The 14108-nt window shown below is 70.0% G+C and carries 13 protein-coding genes; 8 read left to right on the plus strand and 5 right to left on the minus strand.

All coding sequences use genetic code 11. The features are described 5' to 3' along the window. Nucleotides 1–351: 351 nt before the first annotated feature. A complete protein-coding gene (locus ODJ79_RS32090; protein ID WP_263027368.1) occupies nucleotides 352–888 on the minus strand; it encodes a hypothetical protein in 537 nt (178 codons plus the stop codon). A gap of 180 nt (nucleotides 889–1068) precedes the next feature. Here ODJ79_RS32090 and ODJ79_RS32095 point away from each other — a divergent pair, with 180 nt between their 5' ends. Next, nucleotides 1069–1482 carry a GNAT family N-acetyltransferase gene (locus ODJ79_RS32095; RefSeq protein WP_263027369.1) on the plus strand — a complete coding sequence of 138 codons (414 nt, stop codon included), beginning with the start codon at nucleotides 1069–1071 and terminating at the stop codon, nucleotides 1480–1482. Between the two features lie 49 nt (nucleotides 1483–1531). Continuing rightward, the gene (locus ODJ79_RS32100) at nucleotides 1532–2053 is read left to right on the plus strand and encodes an AAA family ATPase (RefSeq protein WP_263027370.1); all 522 of its coding nucleotides are present in this window, start codon (nucleotides 1532–1534) and stop codon (nucleotides 2051–2053) included. Between the two features lie 136 nt (nucleotides 2054–2189). Here ODJ79_RS32100 and ODJ79_RS32105 read toward each other — a convergent pair whose 3' ends face one another. After that, entirely contained in the window at nucleotides 2190–3425 is a 1236-nt protein-coding gene (locus ODJ79_RS32105; RefSeq protein WP_263027371.1) for an alpha/beta hydrolase family protein, read from the minus strand. 264 nt (nucleotides 3426–3689) lie between these two features. Between ODJ79_RS32105 and ODJ79_RS32110 the strand changes: the two genes are divergently transcribed. The 4 genes from ODJ79_RS32110 to ODJ79_RS32125 all read left to right on the plus strand — a co-directional run bounded on the left by ODJ79_RS32110 (nucleotide 3690) and on the right by ODJ79_RS32125 (nucleotide 8984). After that, nucleotides 3690–4955, plus strand: coding sequence for a sensor histidine kinase (locus ODJ79_RS32110; RefSeq protein WP_263027372.1), 1266 nt, complete (start codon nucleotides 3690–3692; stop codon nucleotides 4953–4955). After that, nucleotides 4943–5599 carry a response regulator gene (locus ODJ79_RS32115; RefSeq protein ID WP_263027373.1) on the plus strand — a complete coding sequence of 219 codons (657 nt, stop codon included), beginning with the start codon at nucleotides 4943–4945 and terminating at the stop codon, nucleotides 5597–5599. Before ODJ79_RS32110 ends, ODJ79_RS32115 begins: the two co-directional genes overlap by 13 nt. Before the next feature lie 106 nt (nucleotides 5600–5705). Next, nucleotides 5706–6464: an ABC transporter ATP-binding protein gene (locus ODJ79_RS32120; RefSeq protein WP_263027374.1), complete on the plus strand. Its 759-nt coding sequence runs from the start codon at nucleotides 5706–5708 to the stop codon at nucleotides 6462–6464. 3 nt (nucleotides 6465–6467) lie between these two features. Continuing rightward, nucleotides 6468–8984 carry an FtsX-like permease family protein gene (locus ODJ79_RS32125; protein ID WP_263027375.1) on the plus strand — a complete coding sequence of 839 codons (2517 nt, stop codon included), beginning with the start codon at nucleotides 6468–6470 and terminating at the stop codon, nucleotides 8982–8984. 271 nt (nucleotides 8985–9255) lie between these two features. Here ODJ79_RS32125 and ODJ79_RS32130 read toward each other — a convergent pair whose 3' ends face one another. Next, complete coding sequence (locus ODJ79_RS32130) at nucleotides 9256–10101, minus strand: helix-turn-helix transcriptional regulator (RefSeq protein WP_263027376.1); 846 nt, start codon at nucleotides 10099–10101, stop codon at nucleotides 9256–9258. 144 nt (nucleotides 10102–10245) lie between these two features. Between ODJ79_RS32130 and ODJ79_RS32135 the strand changes: the two genes are divergently transcribed. Continuing rightward, nucleotides 10246–10779 carry a YbhB/YbcL family Raf kinase inhibitor-like protein gene (locus ODJ79_RS32135; protein WP_263027377.1) on the plus strand — a complete coding sequence of 178 codons (534 nt, stop codon included), beginning with the start codon at nucleotides 10246–10248 and terminating at the stop codon, nucleotides 10777–10779. Nucleotides 10780–11020: 241 nt separating this feature from the next. On the opposite strand, the gene ODJ79_RS32140 is transcribed toward ODJ79_RS32135, so the two are convergent. Continuing rightward, a complete protein-coding gene (locus ODJ79_RS32140; RefSeq protein WP_263027378.1) occupies nucleotides 11021–11617 on the minus strand; it encodes an NADPH-dependent F420 reductase in 597 nt (198 codons plus the stop codon). Between the two features lie 2 nt (nucleotides 11618–11619). Continuing rightward, nucleotides 11620–12498, minus strand: a complete 879-nt coding sequence (locus ODJ79_RS32145) for an inositol monophosphatase family protein (protein ID WP_263027379.1) — start codon at nucleotides 12496–12498, stop codon at nucleotides 11620–11622. 137 nt (nucleotides 12499–12635) lie between these two features. Here ODJ79_RS32145 and ODJ79_RS32150 point away from each other — a divergent pair, with 137 nt between their 5' ends. Next, complete coding sequence (locus ODJ79_RS32150; RefSeq protein ID WP_263027380.1) at nucleotides 12636–13559, plus strand: LysR family transcriptional regulator; 924 nt, start codon at nucleotides 12636–12638, stop codon at nucleotides 13557–13559. The last annotated feature ends 549 nt before the right edge of the window (nucleotides 13560–14108 follow it).

Consider the following 14108-nt stretch of genomic DNA (forward strand, 5'->3'; position numbering starts at 1 on the left):
CCTGGCCGCAAGCCAGCTCGCTGAGCTCAGCCACTGAGTTACTACCGCGATTGCTGGCCGACGAGCACGACGTGGGCGGAGCATGCGATCTCGGCGGCAAATGTGCACCTCGGCCGGTGATGCGGCCAAGGGCGCGCCAGCCACGACGCGCGCATTGCAGGATCTCCAAGAGTGCTGCTTGAACCCGTCGGATCGCATCGTCGTCCATGTCGCGGCACAGCCGGAAGTGGTGCCGGAGACACGGCCCGGCAACAGGAAGCCAGCCTCGCAGGCTGGAGTCGAGCCGAGCGGTACCTGCCGACCTGACCACGGCAGATCAGGGTGGGCGGGAAGTTGTCCGGATTCAGGGACCTATAGGTCGTAGGCGTCGCGGTCGTGTGTCGTGGAGGGCATCGCTTCACTGCCGCCCTCACGTAGAAGGAGCAGAAGCAGGTCAGCGACGTTGGTGGCGACGACTGGCATCTCACCGACGAGCCCATAGGTGTCCCAGGCAGCGGCATAGCAGCGTCCCGCCCGCTCTGGTGCCAGGTCGATGACCACGTGCGGTTCGGTGGAACTTCCCCGGCCCCCATCGACAATGACGTAGCAGCCGTTGGTGAGGTCGCCGGGCTCCTCTCGCGCGACCTGGTGGGCGGCCTGCTCGCCCAGCAGCCGTGGACTTGCCGGCACGAAGGTGCCCGGGCCGCACACGCGACGAGGAAAAGGGCTGTCTTCGAATAACAGGGCACCGCCGCACAGTTGGTACAGCTGCCGCAGGTCGTCGGGTATTAAGGCGGTGTCCGGCACGGCGACGGGTCCGCGAGGGGGCAGCACATGGCAACCCGGTCGTGCGGCGATGTCGCGAAGCACCCGCGCCAGGGTCTCCGTAGTGCCGTCTTGCGGTTCCACGCCTCGATCGTACGAACGACCTCAATCATGATCACGTGCGCACTCATCGACCGAAGTGCGTACGCAGCTTCAAGCGGGCCGTACGGAGCCTGACGACCGGGCTGGGGTTACGCGCGATGGACGGCAGATGTGCTGCGCGTGGGAGGCCAGGGGATCTTGTCTGCCCGGGCAAAATAAGCTGTGATCACTCGATTGTTACCGGCCGATGTTGAGCTGTTCGAACGAGCTGTGTACACCTTCCGCGGGGTGACGGGTGATGGAGCGTACCTGGGCAGTCCCGGTGCTATCGCGTTCGTCGCTTCCCGCGGTCAAGACATTTCCGGGTGGTGCTGGGGCTACCACCTGATCCGGCCGGACGACTCGTCGATGCTCTACCTTCATCAACTGGAGGTGGCGGAGGCTTACCGCAGGCAGGGTATTGGCCGGGCGCTTCTGGACGCGTTCATACGAGCCGGCGCGCGATCCGGTGCGACCAAGATGTTCCTGACGACCGGCGAGACGAACGCTGCTGCCCGGGCACTGTACGACTCGATGGGCGGCGGTTTGGCCGAGCAGGGTCCCACGGTCAGCTACTGGTTTCTGTTGAATCCGTAAGAGCGGCAACGGCCCGTCATGCCCGTGGCGAACGAGGTTAGGAGTATGTGTGTATCGAGCTCTGCTTCTCACCGGGGTCGCCGGCGTCGGGAAGTCGACCGTGGCTGCAGCGGCCGGGAGCGTCCTGACGACTGCCGGCTGCGTCAACGCCGTGGTCGACGCCGACGCGCTTGCTCAGTTCGGACCGCCACCTGGACGGGCTCGGTTCTATGACGAGCTCAAGTGCGCGAACCTGGCAGCGCTGTGGGAGAACTTCCGAGCCGCCGGCGCCCGGTTCATTGTGGTCGCCGGGACCATCGACAGCTTGTCCCTGCATAAGCTGTATGCGGATAGTCTCGCGGGCTGTGAGGTCCGGCTGGTCGGGCTGACCGCAGACGATGACACCGTGCGCAGCCGCCTGCGTCAGCGAGACACGGGGGCGAAGCTCGAGCGGCACCTCAGAGCGTTGCAGGAGCACAGGCGCACACCGAAGACCCCCGTTGAGCACTTCACGGTCACCAATGACCGCACCGCGATCGCCGTCGCGACAGAGATCCTCGTCCGAGCGGGCTGGACGGACCAACGCACGTAACACTTCTCGGCGACGCCAAACACGGCCGCGCCCTATCCGCCACAAGCGGTGGCCACGGCCGAACGATGCAATTGCTCCAGAGTTGACCGGAGCCAGCGGAGCCGGGTGCGGTAGTCGTCCGGGGGTCACCCTGTTTTCAGCGGTGGGACCTCAGCCAACGCTGGATCTCGCCGATCACCTGCTTGTCGGGTTCGCCATATTCCGGCTGGAACTTCGGAGTGATGTTCATCGTGTGCGCCATGCCCGGGTAGATGACGAGCCGGTGGTTCTTGTTGCCGGCCGCGCCTACTGCGGCGTCGGCCACGATCGCGGCACGAGCTGGTGTCTGCAGGTCGTTCTCGCCGTTCAGCATCAGCGTCGGGCCGGAGAACTCGGGCAGCGCCTCCGTCACGGTCGGGTAGCGGGCGATGTCTTTCGCGTACGCGACGGTGTAGGGGTCAAAGCCCGGGATGTTCGGGTACTCGTCGATGTGGGTGGCCTCGCGCAGCACCGGGCCGGCCTCTGCGTCGATCGCGATCTGTCCGTCGTGGTTCCGGTCCGTGCTGGCCGACACCTTCCTTCCGTCCAGCAGGACGGGGCGGAACAGGTCGGCGGTCTCTTTCGGCTGGCCGATCAGCCCGTTGGTCGCTTCGGTGGCGGTCAGCTGACCGTTGCCGTCGATGTCGAACTCGTCGTGCATCTGCGTCAGGAGCCGGCCGTAGATCTGGAAGGTCAGCAGATCCTTGATCGGCATTCCGACGACGCCCATCTCGATCACGCCGGCCGGCTTGGGAATGCCGAACCGGTTCGGGCCGGCGGCGAGGTTGGCGGCCACGTTGGTGCCTTCGCTGTGCCCGAGCAGGAAGATCTTCGCCGGGTCGACCTTCGGCGATCTGGCGGCGAATCGGACCACCGAAGCGGCATCCAGCTGGATCTGGCGGTACGGGTTCTTCGGCATCAGCTGGGCCGGGTCGGTGCTCTCCACCGGACCGATATCGGTCACTCCGCGCTTGTTGAAACGCAGGGTCGCGAAGCCTTCCCGGCTGGCGGCCTGAGCGAGCGGAACGAAGGTCGAGCCCTTGCCGTCCGGCAGCGTCTGGTTCATGTCGTTGTGGCCGCTGCCATGCAGGAAGACGACCAGCGGTAGATGACCTGTGGCGCCACTCGGATAGGTCAGTTCGGCCTTGGTCACCCAGCCCTTGCCGAAGTCGATCTGCACCTGCTCTCGGGTGATGCCCTCCCAGCCGTCCTGTCCGGCGGCCGCGAGAGTCGTGGAGCCGGGGGAGGAGGCGCTGGTGGCGACGCCGGCGTTGGCGGCCCCGACGCCCGCGGCGAGAACGGCTGCGGTGGTCAGGCCGATAGCCAGATGGCGGTACTTCTTCGTCATGGTCATGGAGAGCAGGCTATTTTCGGCGGCTGCCAAGGCCCATCCCGGTAGCTGCCGGCCGCAGGTACAGCTGGCCGTACCGATCCGGGTGTGGTGAACCGTACCGAGGCCGGCCGGCGTCCCGGAAGATGGTGCTGGGCCGTGAGGTAGGGCGCGACGAACATCGGGGCGCAGCAGGCTGTACCTTTCGGCCCGGGACCCGGCCGCCGGCCTCGCTGTGCTCTATCGTCACGGGACGGAAATGACGGCCGGAGGCGACGGGCGGGCGGGATGGCAGGCGACGAGACCGCGGGCGGCTTCCGCCGCTATGTGGCAGACCGCGTGCGCACCTCGGTGGACACTCTTGGCCATCTCGTCGGCGGCCTCGGCACGGCGCTGCTGTCCCTGGCCGCCCTGATCTGGCTGCTCGCTCTGTCAGTGGCTTGCCTGGTCGGCGTGGGCCTGGTGCTGATGCCGACCGCGCTGCGCATGGTACGTGCGATCGCCGACCGGGAACGGGCGCGCCTGTCTCGCTGGGGTCCCGAAATCATCGGTCCGGAACCTCTGCCGGAGGGCCGGCGTGCCGCGCTCCGCGACGCGGGCGTCCGCCGCGAGCTCGGCTGGGTGGCCACGCACGGGATGTTCGGCGTCCTCGTGGGGGCGCTGGGCATCACCCTGCCGATCTATGCGGTGGAGGACGCGACATTTCCGCTCTGGTGGTGGGCGGCGCCGCCGGAGACGTTCGCCACCGGCGGGCCGGGCCTGCCGTTGTGGCCGGTGCACACCTTCGGCCAGGCGCTCGCCGTCGGGCTGCTCGGCGTGGGCTGGCTGGCGGTGGCAGTCGTCCTCGGGCCTGGCCTGGCGCGGTGGCAGGCGTGGCCCGGCCGGCGTCTGCTGGCGCCCGCCGCCGGCGCCGACCTCGCGCTGCGGGTGGTGCAGCTGACCTCGACCCGGGCCGCGGCGCTCGACGCGCACGCCGCCGAATTGCGCCGCATCGAGCGGTCGCTGCACGAGGGCGCGCAGAACCGCCTGGTGACGGTGAGTGTCCTGCTCGGCGCGGCCCGTCGCGCGCTGGCCCGGGACCCGGCCACCGCCGAGGAGATCCTCGGCCGCGCGCAGGACGCCGCCGAGAGTGCGCTGGCCGACCTGCGTACGGTCGTCCGCGGTATCCTTCCGCCGGTCCTGGACGACCGCGGTCTCGCCGGCGCGCTCGGCGGCCTCGCCGGTGGCTGCACGGTGCCCTGCCGCATCGACGTGGACGTGGCGGTGCGGTGTGCCGCCTCGGTCGAGGCGACCGCCTATTTCGTGGTGGCCGAAGCCCTGACGAACGTGACCAAACACAGCGGCGCCACGAGTGTCGCCGTCACTGTCCGCCGGCGCGGGGACCGGCTGGTGCTGCGGGTCGACGACGACGGGCACGGCGGGGCGGACGAGGGCCACGGCTCCGGCCTCACCGGGATCCGGCAGCGCGTCGAGGCGCACGACGGGCGCCTCGACCTGAGCAGCCCGGCCGGCGGGCCGACGACGATGGAGGTGGAGTTGCCATGCGGATCGTGATTGCCGAGGATGAGCCCTTGCTGCGCGAGGGCCTGGCACTGTTGTTGCGCGCCGAGTCGCTCGACGTGGTGGCGACCACCGATTCGCCGGACGCGTTCCTGGCCGCGGTCGACGAGCATCAGCCCGACGTGGCCATCGTCGACGTCCGGATGCCGCCGACGCACACCGACGAGGGGATCGTCGCGGCCGTCGAGGCCCGGCGCCGCCGGCCCGAGCTGGCGGTGCTGGTGCTCTCCGCGTACGTCGAGCAGGCGTTCGCCACCGACCTGTTGGCCGCCGGCGCCGGGCGGCTCGGCTATCTGCTCAAGGAACGGGTGGGCCGGGTCGAGGAGTTCCTCGGTGCGCTGCATCGAGTCGTCGGCGGTGGCACGGCGATCGACCCGGAGGTGGTCGCCCAATTGCTGTCGCTCGGCCGCCCCGATGCCGCGCTGGGCCGGCTCAGCCCGCGGGAGCGCGACGTGCTCGCGCTGATGGCCGAGGGACTGGGCAACACCGCCATCTCAGAGCGGATGTTCGTCACCGAGGGCGCGGTACACAAGCACATCCGCAGCATCTTCGCCAAGCTTGACCTGTCGCCCGACGATCGCGCGGACCGGCGGGTCACCGCGGTCCTGCGCTACCTGGAGGACACCGGTCGCCGGTAGTGCCTGCACTACCAAGGACTGGCCCGTAGGCTACATAGATCGTCGTCACGGATCCGCATAGCGTCCTGGTGTCCTCACCTGGCAGCGGAAATCGGAAGGCGACGAGATGTCCGTCCACAATGATCTTGCCGTCCGCGTCGAGCAACTCACGCGGACCTACCGCACCGACGGGCAAGCCGTCACCGCCCTGGCCGGCGTCGACGCCGGCTTCGCCCGCGGCACCTTCACCGCCGTGATGGGCCCGTCGGGCTCCGGCAAGAGCACCCTGCTGCAGACGGCCGCGGGGCTGGACCGACCCACGTCGGGCGAGGTGTGGATCGGCGACACCGAGCTGGCCAGGCTCTCCGAAACCCGGCTGACCAAGCTGCGCCGCGACCGGATCGGCTTCGTCTTCCAGGCATTCAACCTGATCGGCGCTCTCACCGTCGAGGAGAACATCGTGCTGCCGCTGCGCCTGTCCGGGGCGCGGCCGGACCGGGCGTGGCTGGCCGAGGTGGTCCGGCGGGTCGGCCTCGGCCCCCGGCTGGCGCACCGGCCGGCCCAGCTCTCCGGCGGCCAGCAGCAGCGAGTGGCGATCGCCCGGGCGGTCGCCATGCGACCCGACGTAATCTTCTGCGACGAGCCGACCGGCGCCCTCGACACCCAGACCGCGGCGGAGGTGCTGGCCCTGCTGCGCTCGATGGTCGACGAGCACGGACAAACCGTCGTCATGGTCACCCACGACCCGGCTGCCGCCTCCTACGCCGACCGGGTGATCGTCCTCGCCGACGGCCGGATCGTTCGGGACATGCCGCAGCCCGGCGTCGCGCGGATTGCCGAGCAACTGGCGTCGCTCCGCCGCACCCCCGTGACCGTGGCGGGCTGAACCGTGCTGAAACTTGCCGTCCACCTGCTGCGCCGCCGCCTGGGCGTCTCCGCCGCTACCCTCGTCGCGCTCACCACCGGCGTCATGATCCTCACCGCGATGGGGGTGCTGGTCCAGTCCGGGCTCGTCTACAAACCCACAACCCAGCGATACGCGGCGGCCGACGCCGTCGTGGCCCGCCCGGACATCACGCTCGAGACGAGGGACATCGGCGGCGAGACCACGTCGTCCACCCTGACCCTGCCAGAGACCGGTACCGTCCCCGCCGAGCTGGCGGAGCGGATCCGCCAGATCCCGGGCGTGGCAGCCTCGATCGCCGACGACTCGATCCCGGTGTTCGCCACCGGGAAGGCCGCGGCAGCCGGGCACGGCTGGAGCAGCGCAGCCCTCACGCCGTACCGCCTGGTCGCCGGCGTGCGGCCGGTCGCGGACGACGAGATCGTCGTCGACGCGGCCCTCGCGGGCGACGCGCTGCGCCCCGGCAAGCAGGCGGAATTCACGGTCGGCGGCGTCACCCGCCGGTTTCGGATCAGCGGCGTCGCCGAGCAGATCCATACCGCTCAGCTGCCGCCCGCGGTCTTCTTCACCGATGTCCGCGCTGCCGCGCTCAGCGTGCACCCCGGTCGCGTGGACGCCGTCGGCGTCGTCATGGCGCCGGGCGCGGACCGTGCCGCAATCGTCTCGTCCCTCGATCGGCTGGCGGCTGCCGCTGGAGCCAAGGCGTACGCCGGTAGCGATTTGGGGCTGGCCGAACGGTCCGGCGACAGGGCCGCTCGTGATCTGCTGATCCAGGCCGGCGGCGCCTTCGGCGGCTACGTCGTCCTCCTGATCGTCTTCGTGGCCGGCGGGACCATCGGCCTCGCCGTCCGGCACCGCCGCCGGGAGCTCGCGCTGCTGCGCGCCATCGCCGCCACCCCCGGCCAGGTCCGCCGCCTGATCGCGATCGAGGCGGGTCTGCTGGGCGTCGCCGCGATAGTGCTCGGCGTACCGGCCGGCGTGCCGGCCACCGGCTGGGTGCACGACCAGTTGGTCACTCACGGCTTCCTTCCCGCCACTTTCCCCATCGCCGAGGTGGCGCTCGCCGCATTGGTCGCCTCCGTGCTCACTCTGCTCGTCGCGGTCGGCGCCGCCCTGATCGCCGCCCGGCGGATCGCTCGCATCCGACCGACCGAGGCTCTCGGCGAGGCCGCCGTCGAACCGGCCCGCGCCGGCAAGGGCCGCTTCATCGGCGGCCTCGTGACACTCGCCGTGGCCGTCGGCGCCTCGTTCTTCACTGCCGGCACCGGCGGACTTGCGGCGCTGGCATCGGCGCAAGGCATGCTGTTCCTCTACGTCCTCGCGGTCGCTCAGCTCGCCCCGTGGATCAACCTGTTCGGGGCGTGGCTGCTGGCCCCGGCACTGCGCACCATCTGGGGCGCGAGCGGCTATCTCGCCACCGCCAACCTGCGGGCCAACGCTCGAGGCATGGCCGCGGTGCTCACCGCGCTGGTGCTCTCCGTCGGGCTCGGCGGCTCGGTGTGGTTCCTGCAGGACAACCTGCAGCGGCAGACGGTCGGGCAGAGCCGCGACGGCATGCTGGCCGAGCGCGCGCTGATCTCCCCGGTGGGCCTTTCGGACAGCGCGGTCGAGAAGGCCCGGAAGATCCCAGGCGTGCGGGCCGCGACCGGCGTGCGCCGCACGTCGGTGCTGGTGAAGATCTTCGGGGGCGACCTCCAAGCGGTCACGGCCCAGGCGGTCGACCCGGACGGAGTCACCTCCACAATGGACCTGGAAGTCCGCGAGGGCAGCCTCGCGGGCCTGCACGGCGCCGCCATCGCGGTCTCCGGCCTGCAAGCGTCGACGTCCGGCTGGAAGGTCGGCGAGCAGGTCGAACTCTGGCTCGGCGACGGCACCCCGGTCCAGGTCCGGGTCGTCGCGATCTATGACCGAGGACTCGGCTTCGGCGACGTCACCCTGACCCGCGACCTGGTCGCCGGACACACCGCCACAAACCTCGACGATCAGGTGCTGATCCGCACTGCGCCCGGCGCCGACGAAGCCCTGGCAGCGCTCGCCCGGCAATACCCGGGGAGCACGGTCGTGCCCGCCACCCAGTTGACCGGCACCCTCGCCGAGGACCTGGCGGTCAGCGCCTGGCTGAACAAGCTGCTGATCGGCGTGATGGTCGGCTACGCCGCGCTGGCGGCCGCGAACACGATGGTCATCGCGGCCCTGGCCCGCCGTCGTGAATTGTCCGTGCTGCGCCTGGTCGGCGCCACCCCTCGGCAAATCAAACGCATGGTCCACGCCGAGCAGACAGGCCTGCTGAGCGTCGGGCTGACGATCGGCGCGGCGACCGCGGCGCTGACCTTGACCGCCGTCGTCAACGCGGTGATCGGCCACCCCGCGCCGTACGTGCCACCGCTGGGCTGGGCGGTGGTGCTCGGCGGGACGACGCTGCTGGCACTGTTCACGACGGTGCTGCCCGTCGGCCGCCTGCTGCGCCTCGCGCCGGTCGAGAGCATCGGGATCAAGGAGTAACGGTGAGCCGGATCTGGCGCTACAACACCTTCCCGGCGAAGGCGTTCGCGGAACAGGCCGGCCGGACCTTGGGGGCACGGAAGCCGCGTGAGAGTGATGACGAACGGCCTGTGTGGGTCGCTCGCCGGAAAGGCCGGCTCCGGTCGATCTCAGCGGACGTCTTGGAACGTCCACGCCGATCAGGCCCTCGGTGGCGACGCGGCTGCGGCCGACCCGCTGGATCCATGGCAGCGAATGCCGAGGTATTGGTGGAACCCGTCTCGACCGCGATTCAGTTCACGGCGCGCAGCTTGGTCTGCCGGAAGATCAGCGAACGCAGCGCGTTGTCGGCGTCCGCGTCGGCAGGGGTGATGACCGAGAGGCGCTGCTCGGAGCCGTCCTGCACGGCCAGCACGTCGTAGCACAAGGTCATGACCCCGCCGATCGGGTGCATGACGCGCTTGGTGCCGTTCGTGCGTTCCTGCACGGTCTGGTCGTCCCACCAGACTGCGAAGTCCCTGCTCTCCTGGCGTAGGCCGGTGACCAGTGCCTTGAGCCGGGGATCGTCAGGGTGCCGGGCCAGGTTGGCGCGCAGGTTGCCGACGTGCTCGCGGGCGATCCGGTTCCAGTCGAGCTGGAAGTCGCGGGCGCCGGGGTCGCAGAACAGCGGCTCCGCCGTATTCGTCCCGACCGCGAAGCCCGGGCCGAACAGGGCCACCGCGGCCGTGTTGTGCGCGAGCACGTCGAAGCGGAAGTCCAGGATCCAGGCGGGCGTTGACGGCATGCTCTGCAGCAGCGTCCGCAGCGACTCGCTCGCCGGGGCGGGCACGTGCCGGGGGAGTGGGGCCTCGCCGCGAGCGATCAGGTGGAGGTGGTGGCGTTCGGCCTCGGACAAATTCAGCGCCTCGGCCACCGCGTCGAGGACGGCGGTGCCGGGTACCCCCACCCGGCCCTGTTCGAGGCGGATGTACCAGTCGATGCTCGCGGCGGCGAGCTGGGCGACCTCCTGGCGGCGCAGGCCGGGTGTGCGGCGCTGACCCAGCTGCGGCAGGCCCACGTCAGCCGGGCGTACGCGTGATCGCATCGCCCGCAGGAACGCCGACAATTCAGGCCGGTTCGTGGCTCGGGGCGCTGGCATGATCCCAGTCTGCGCCACCGGGCGGCGGTGCGTCATCGGGTGAGGGTGGTACGCCGGGTGCCAGCATGCCGAGGATCTCCCTGCCCGTTGTCGCCGTTCCGCAAGCTTCTCTCAGCACAACCCGTCACTGAGAAGGAGCACCCCATGAACCCGTTCGCCCGCCTTCCGCAGGTGCCCGGCTTCGAACTGAAGAGCACCGCGGCCGTCGACGGCATGGCCCTGCCGCCGGCTCAGCACTCCGGCGCCTTCGGCATCCCTGGCGGCCAGGACATCTCCCCGGACCTGACCTGGTCGGGGGCACCGAAGGGCACCAAGAGCTACGCCGTGACCGTCTTCGACGCCGACGCGCCGACGATGTCAGGCTTCTGGCACTGGGCCGTGTTCAACATCCCCGCCACCGTGACCGCCCTGCCCGCCGGTGCCGGCGCCGCTGATGGCGCTGGGCTGCCGCAGGGCGCGGTCCAGCTGCCCAACGACGCCCGGCTGCCGCAGTACATCGGCGCCGCCCCGCCGGCCGGGCACGGCGAGCACCGCTACTTCATCACCGTGCACGCCCTCGACATCGCCGACCTCGATCTGGCCGCCGATGGCACTCCGGCCTACCTGAACTTCACCATTGCCAGCCACACCCTCGGCCGCGCCACCATCGTCGCCACCGCCGAGACCCCCGCTTCCTGAAGTGAGGACCCTCATGTCCATTTCCTTTCGCGGCGCACCGCCGTAGCCGTCGCCGCCGCGGCCGGCGTCCTGATCGTCGGACCCCGCCGGGCGGCCTTGGCGCCAATCACCAAGCCCACCATCACGGCACACTTCGACCTGGTCGCCGGACAGACGCCGGAGAACATCACGCTGCATCGCAACGGCAGCGTCGAACCGGAACACGTCTTACGGTCGTGCGTCATGAAGAGCGTTCGGCTTGTCAGCGAGCGATCGAGATGGCGAAGGGCGCGAATCCGTTGGATCGGATCACGTGCGGTACGAACAGGACTGCGGCCTCTGCAGCCTGCGCGGTCTCGATTCCACCGAGGTCCGTGATCCACTCCTGGTGCCAGCCGAGGTCCGCGAGCAGTCCGCGGACGATCTGCTTGGCCTGCGGGTCCTGGCCGGAGAGGAAGGCGGTTGGCGGCTGGGTGAGCGCGCCGGGCGCGGTCATCACCGTGTAGAGCATCGTGTTGAGCGTTTTGACGACGCGCGTGCCGGGGAGCGCTTCTTGGAGTTGCTCCGCGAGGCTTGAGCCGGGGTAGAGCAGTCCGGCGGGCAGCCCGTCCGGTCCGTCGACGGTGGCGTTGGAGACGTCCACCAGGATCTTGCCGTGGATCTGCTCGCGCAGCCCGACGAGCCGCTCCAGCGCGCCGGCGCCCGGCGTGGCGTTGATGATGATCTGCGCTGTCCGGGCGGCGTCGGCGGCGGAGCCTGGCGAGCGGTCCGCCGTGGCCACCTGGTGTCCGGCCCGATTGAGGGCCGCGGCAAGGTTGCCGCCGACGCGGCCGTTTCCGAGAACGGCGATCGTGGTCATGCTCATCTGGTCCTTCCGGTGCTCGTGATCCTCTGCTTGTGATCCCGGGGTCGGCGGGAGAGGGTCGCCACGGCTTGGGCGTGCACGCCGGGCGCGGTGGCCAGGAAGCTTTCGCTCTGCGGGGTCCAGGGGCGCCCCTCAGCGTCAGAGATCCGTGCGCCGGCCTCGGCGGCGAGCAGCGCCCCGGGAAGCAGGTCCGCGCGGGCCCCGGCGAATTGCCAGAAGGCGTCGATCCGGCCGGCGGCCACGTTCAGCAGGTGCAGAGTCGCGGGCACAGATGTCCGCACCACGAGCGCGTCGAGGAGCATCGCGGTGATCGAGGAGCCGATGCGCCGCACGATCGCCTCGTCCTCGTCCGGTCTGGCCTGGCTCGTGGCCACGATGCTCAGACCGAGGCTGGTGGTTTCGGACACGCGCAGCGGCCGGCCGTCAAGGTGAGCACCGGCGCCCGCGAGCGCGGTATAGGTCTGGCCGGTCAACGGCAAGTGGACCGCGGTGAGCACCGGCTGGTTCTCGCGCACGAGGGTGGCGGTCACCGCCCATTCCGGCAGAACGTGCAGGTGGTTGACGTTGCCTTCGGCCGGGTCGACGACCCACCATTCGCCGGGAGGCAGGGCCCCGCCCGCGAGCTCGTCCTGCACCCAGCGGGCGTCCGGGCGCAGCAGCCCAAGGCGGGGGCGCAGGATGTCGAGGGCCACGTCGTCGTTGGCGGCGAGCGCGCGCATCAACTCTTCGCGGGTCTGGTAGCGGACCATGTCGCCGAAGCGCTCGCGCAGCGCCGAACCCGCCGCACACACGGCGATCGCGGTCTGCGCGAGCAGGTCGGCGTCGGACGCGGTCCCGGCGGCCGCGGCATCAGTGTTCTGAACCGTCTCGGGCACGGCGGTACTCCCATCGGTGCAGGGGGTGGATGCGGTCGATCGGGCGAGGAAGCTGCGTCTCTTGCGCCCGCATTTCGAAGCTATGCGCACCATTCATTAACCACAAGTGCATGTAAAGCACGGCTAGCATGACTCTCATGCAATTGGACTTGAACCTGCTCGCCGCGCTCGATGCGCTCCTCGAGGAAGGCAGCGTGGCCGCAGCGGCCGAGCGCCTGCACGTCACCGCCCCCGCGATGAGTCGAAGCCTCGGCCGGATCCGGCGCACGACGGGGGATCAGATTCTGGTGCGCACGGGACGCACGATGACTGCGACGCCGTACGCGGTAGCCGTTCGCGAACAGGTGCACCAACTGCTCCAGCAGGTCCACAGCGTGCTGGCGCCGAGCCGCGAACTCGACCTCGGCACGCTCGAGCGCACCTTCACACTCCGCTGGCACGATTCACTCGTCGCCCTCAGCGGCCCAGCGCTTCTCGCGGCCGTGCGCGAGCAGGCGCCGGGCGTGCGACTGCGCTTCACCGCGGAGTCGAGCATCGACACCCCCGAGCTGCGTCGCGGCCAGGTCGACCTCGAGGCGAACGCGAACCACCCGACCGCACCGGATATTCGCGCCGAGCGGGTCACCGAGACCCACCACGTCATCGTCGTGCGGCGGGGACACCCGCTCACCCGTGTCAAGACCGTCACCACCGCGCGGTACGCAATGGCCGAGCACATCACCGTCTCGCGGCGCGGCAATCTCGGCAATGCCCTCGACGACGCTCTCGCACAGCTCGGCCTCACCCGGCGCGTGGTGGCGACTGCGCCTACCGAAGCGGCCGCGTTCGAGTTTGTGCGCAGCTCTGACCTCATCATCACGGCCCCTGAATCCACCACCCGCTCAGCGGCCGCGGATCTCGATCTGACCCTGCTGCCCCTGCCGCTCGAACTGCCGCCGGCACCGGTATACCTGTCATGGCATCAGCGCTACGACACCGACCCCGCACACGTCTGGTTACGCGATCTGGCGCGGACCGCATTGGCTGGTCCGACGAGAAAACGGGGCCACGCAACACGCTGACGACTCCGGACGCACTGAGCTGGCCAGCCTGCTGGCGGGAACGTCTCGGTCAGGTACGGGCTAGCCGGCGTTCAGCTCGAGGCGACGATGTGGACGACAACGCGCATCGTGGAGTCGACCCCGACCTGGTCGGCGAGCGGTTCGTTGGTTGGTCCGTGGCATGCGGCCGAACCCGGGTTCCTCGCCGGGGCATGGCGGTGGCATGCAGCGTATGTCTTCTACGGCTCTTCTTGGGCTTGACGGCGTCGGTATTCCGCCGCCCTGGTCCGGCAATTCTGGTGTTCGCGCGCATGGTCCGGGGGAAGGTGGGGCGCGTCCGGGGACGTCGGGGCGAAGAACCGCGTGAACGCGATGTTGGAGCTCACGGCGAGTTCCGCGGATCGCGGGAACATTGCTGCCTCGTAGCGTGCGACGGCGTCGTCGAGACTTGCGGATGCCGAAGGCTCAATGCAACAGTGCCCGACGGCGCCGGTCCGTCCACATCGGAGTCGAGCAGGCGCAACCAGGGCCAGGAGGCGGGCGCCCCCCCTCGCGCCCGAGCCACGCTCG

This window comes from Actinoplanes sp. KI2 (assembly GCF_025630775.1).
Classification (GTDB): Bacteria; Actinomycetota; Actinomycetes; order Mycobacteriales; family Micromonosporaceae; genus Actinoplanes.

Coding starts and splice junctions, on each gene's coding strand:
- ODJ79_RS32105 (WP_263027371.1), bottom strand. CDS start 3,425: ATGACCATGACGAAGAAGTACCGCCATCTGGCTATCGGCCTGACCACC.
- ODJ79_RS32110 (WP_263027372.1), top strand. CDS start 3,690: ATGGCAGGCGACGAGACCGCGGGCGGCTTCCGCCGCTATGTGGCAGAC.
- ODJ79_RS32115 (WP_263027373.1), top strand. CDS start 4,943: ATGCGGATCGTGATTGCCGAGGATGAGCCCTTGCTGCGCGAGGGCCTG.
- ODJ79_RS32120 (WP_263027374.1), top strand. CDS start 5,706: ATGTCCGTCCACAATGATCTTGCCGTCCGCGTCGAGCAACTCACGCGG.
- ODJ79_RS32130 (WP_263027376.1), bottom strand. CDS start 10,101: ATGCCAGCGCCCCGAGCCACGAACCGGCCTGAATTGTCGGCGTTCCTG.
- ODJ79_RS32135 (WP_263027377.1), top strand. CDS start 10,246: ATGAACCCGTTCGCCCGCCTTCCGCAGGTGCCCGGCTTCGAACTGAAG.
- ODJ79_RS32140 (WP_263027378.1), bottom strand. CDS start 11,617: ATGACCACGATCGCCGTTCTCGGAAACGGCCGCGTCGGCGGCAACCTT.
- ODJ79_RS32150 (WP_263027380.1), top strand. CDS start 12,636: ATGCAATTGGACTTGAACCTGCTCGCCGCGCTCGATGCGCTCCTCGAG.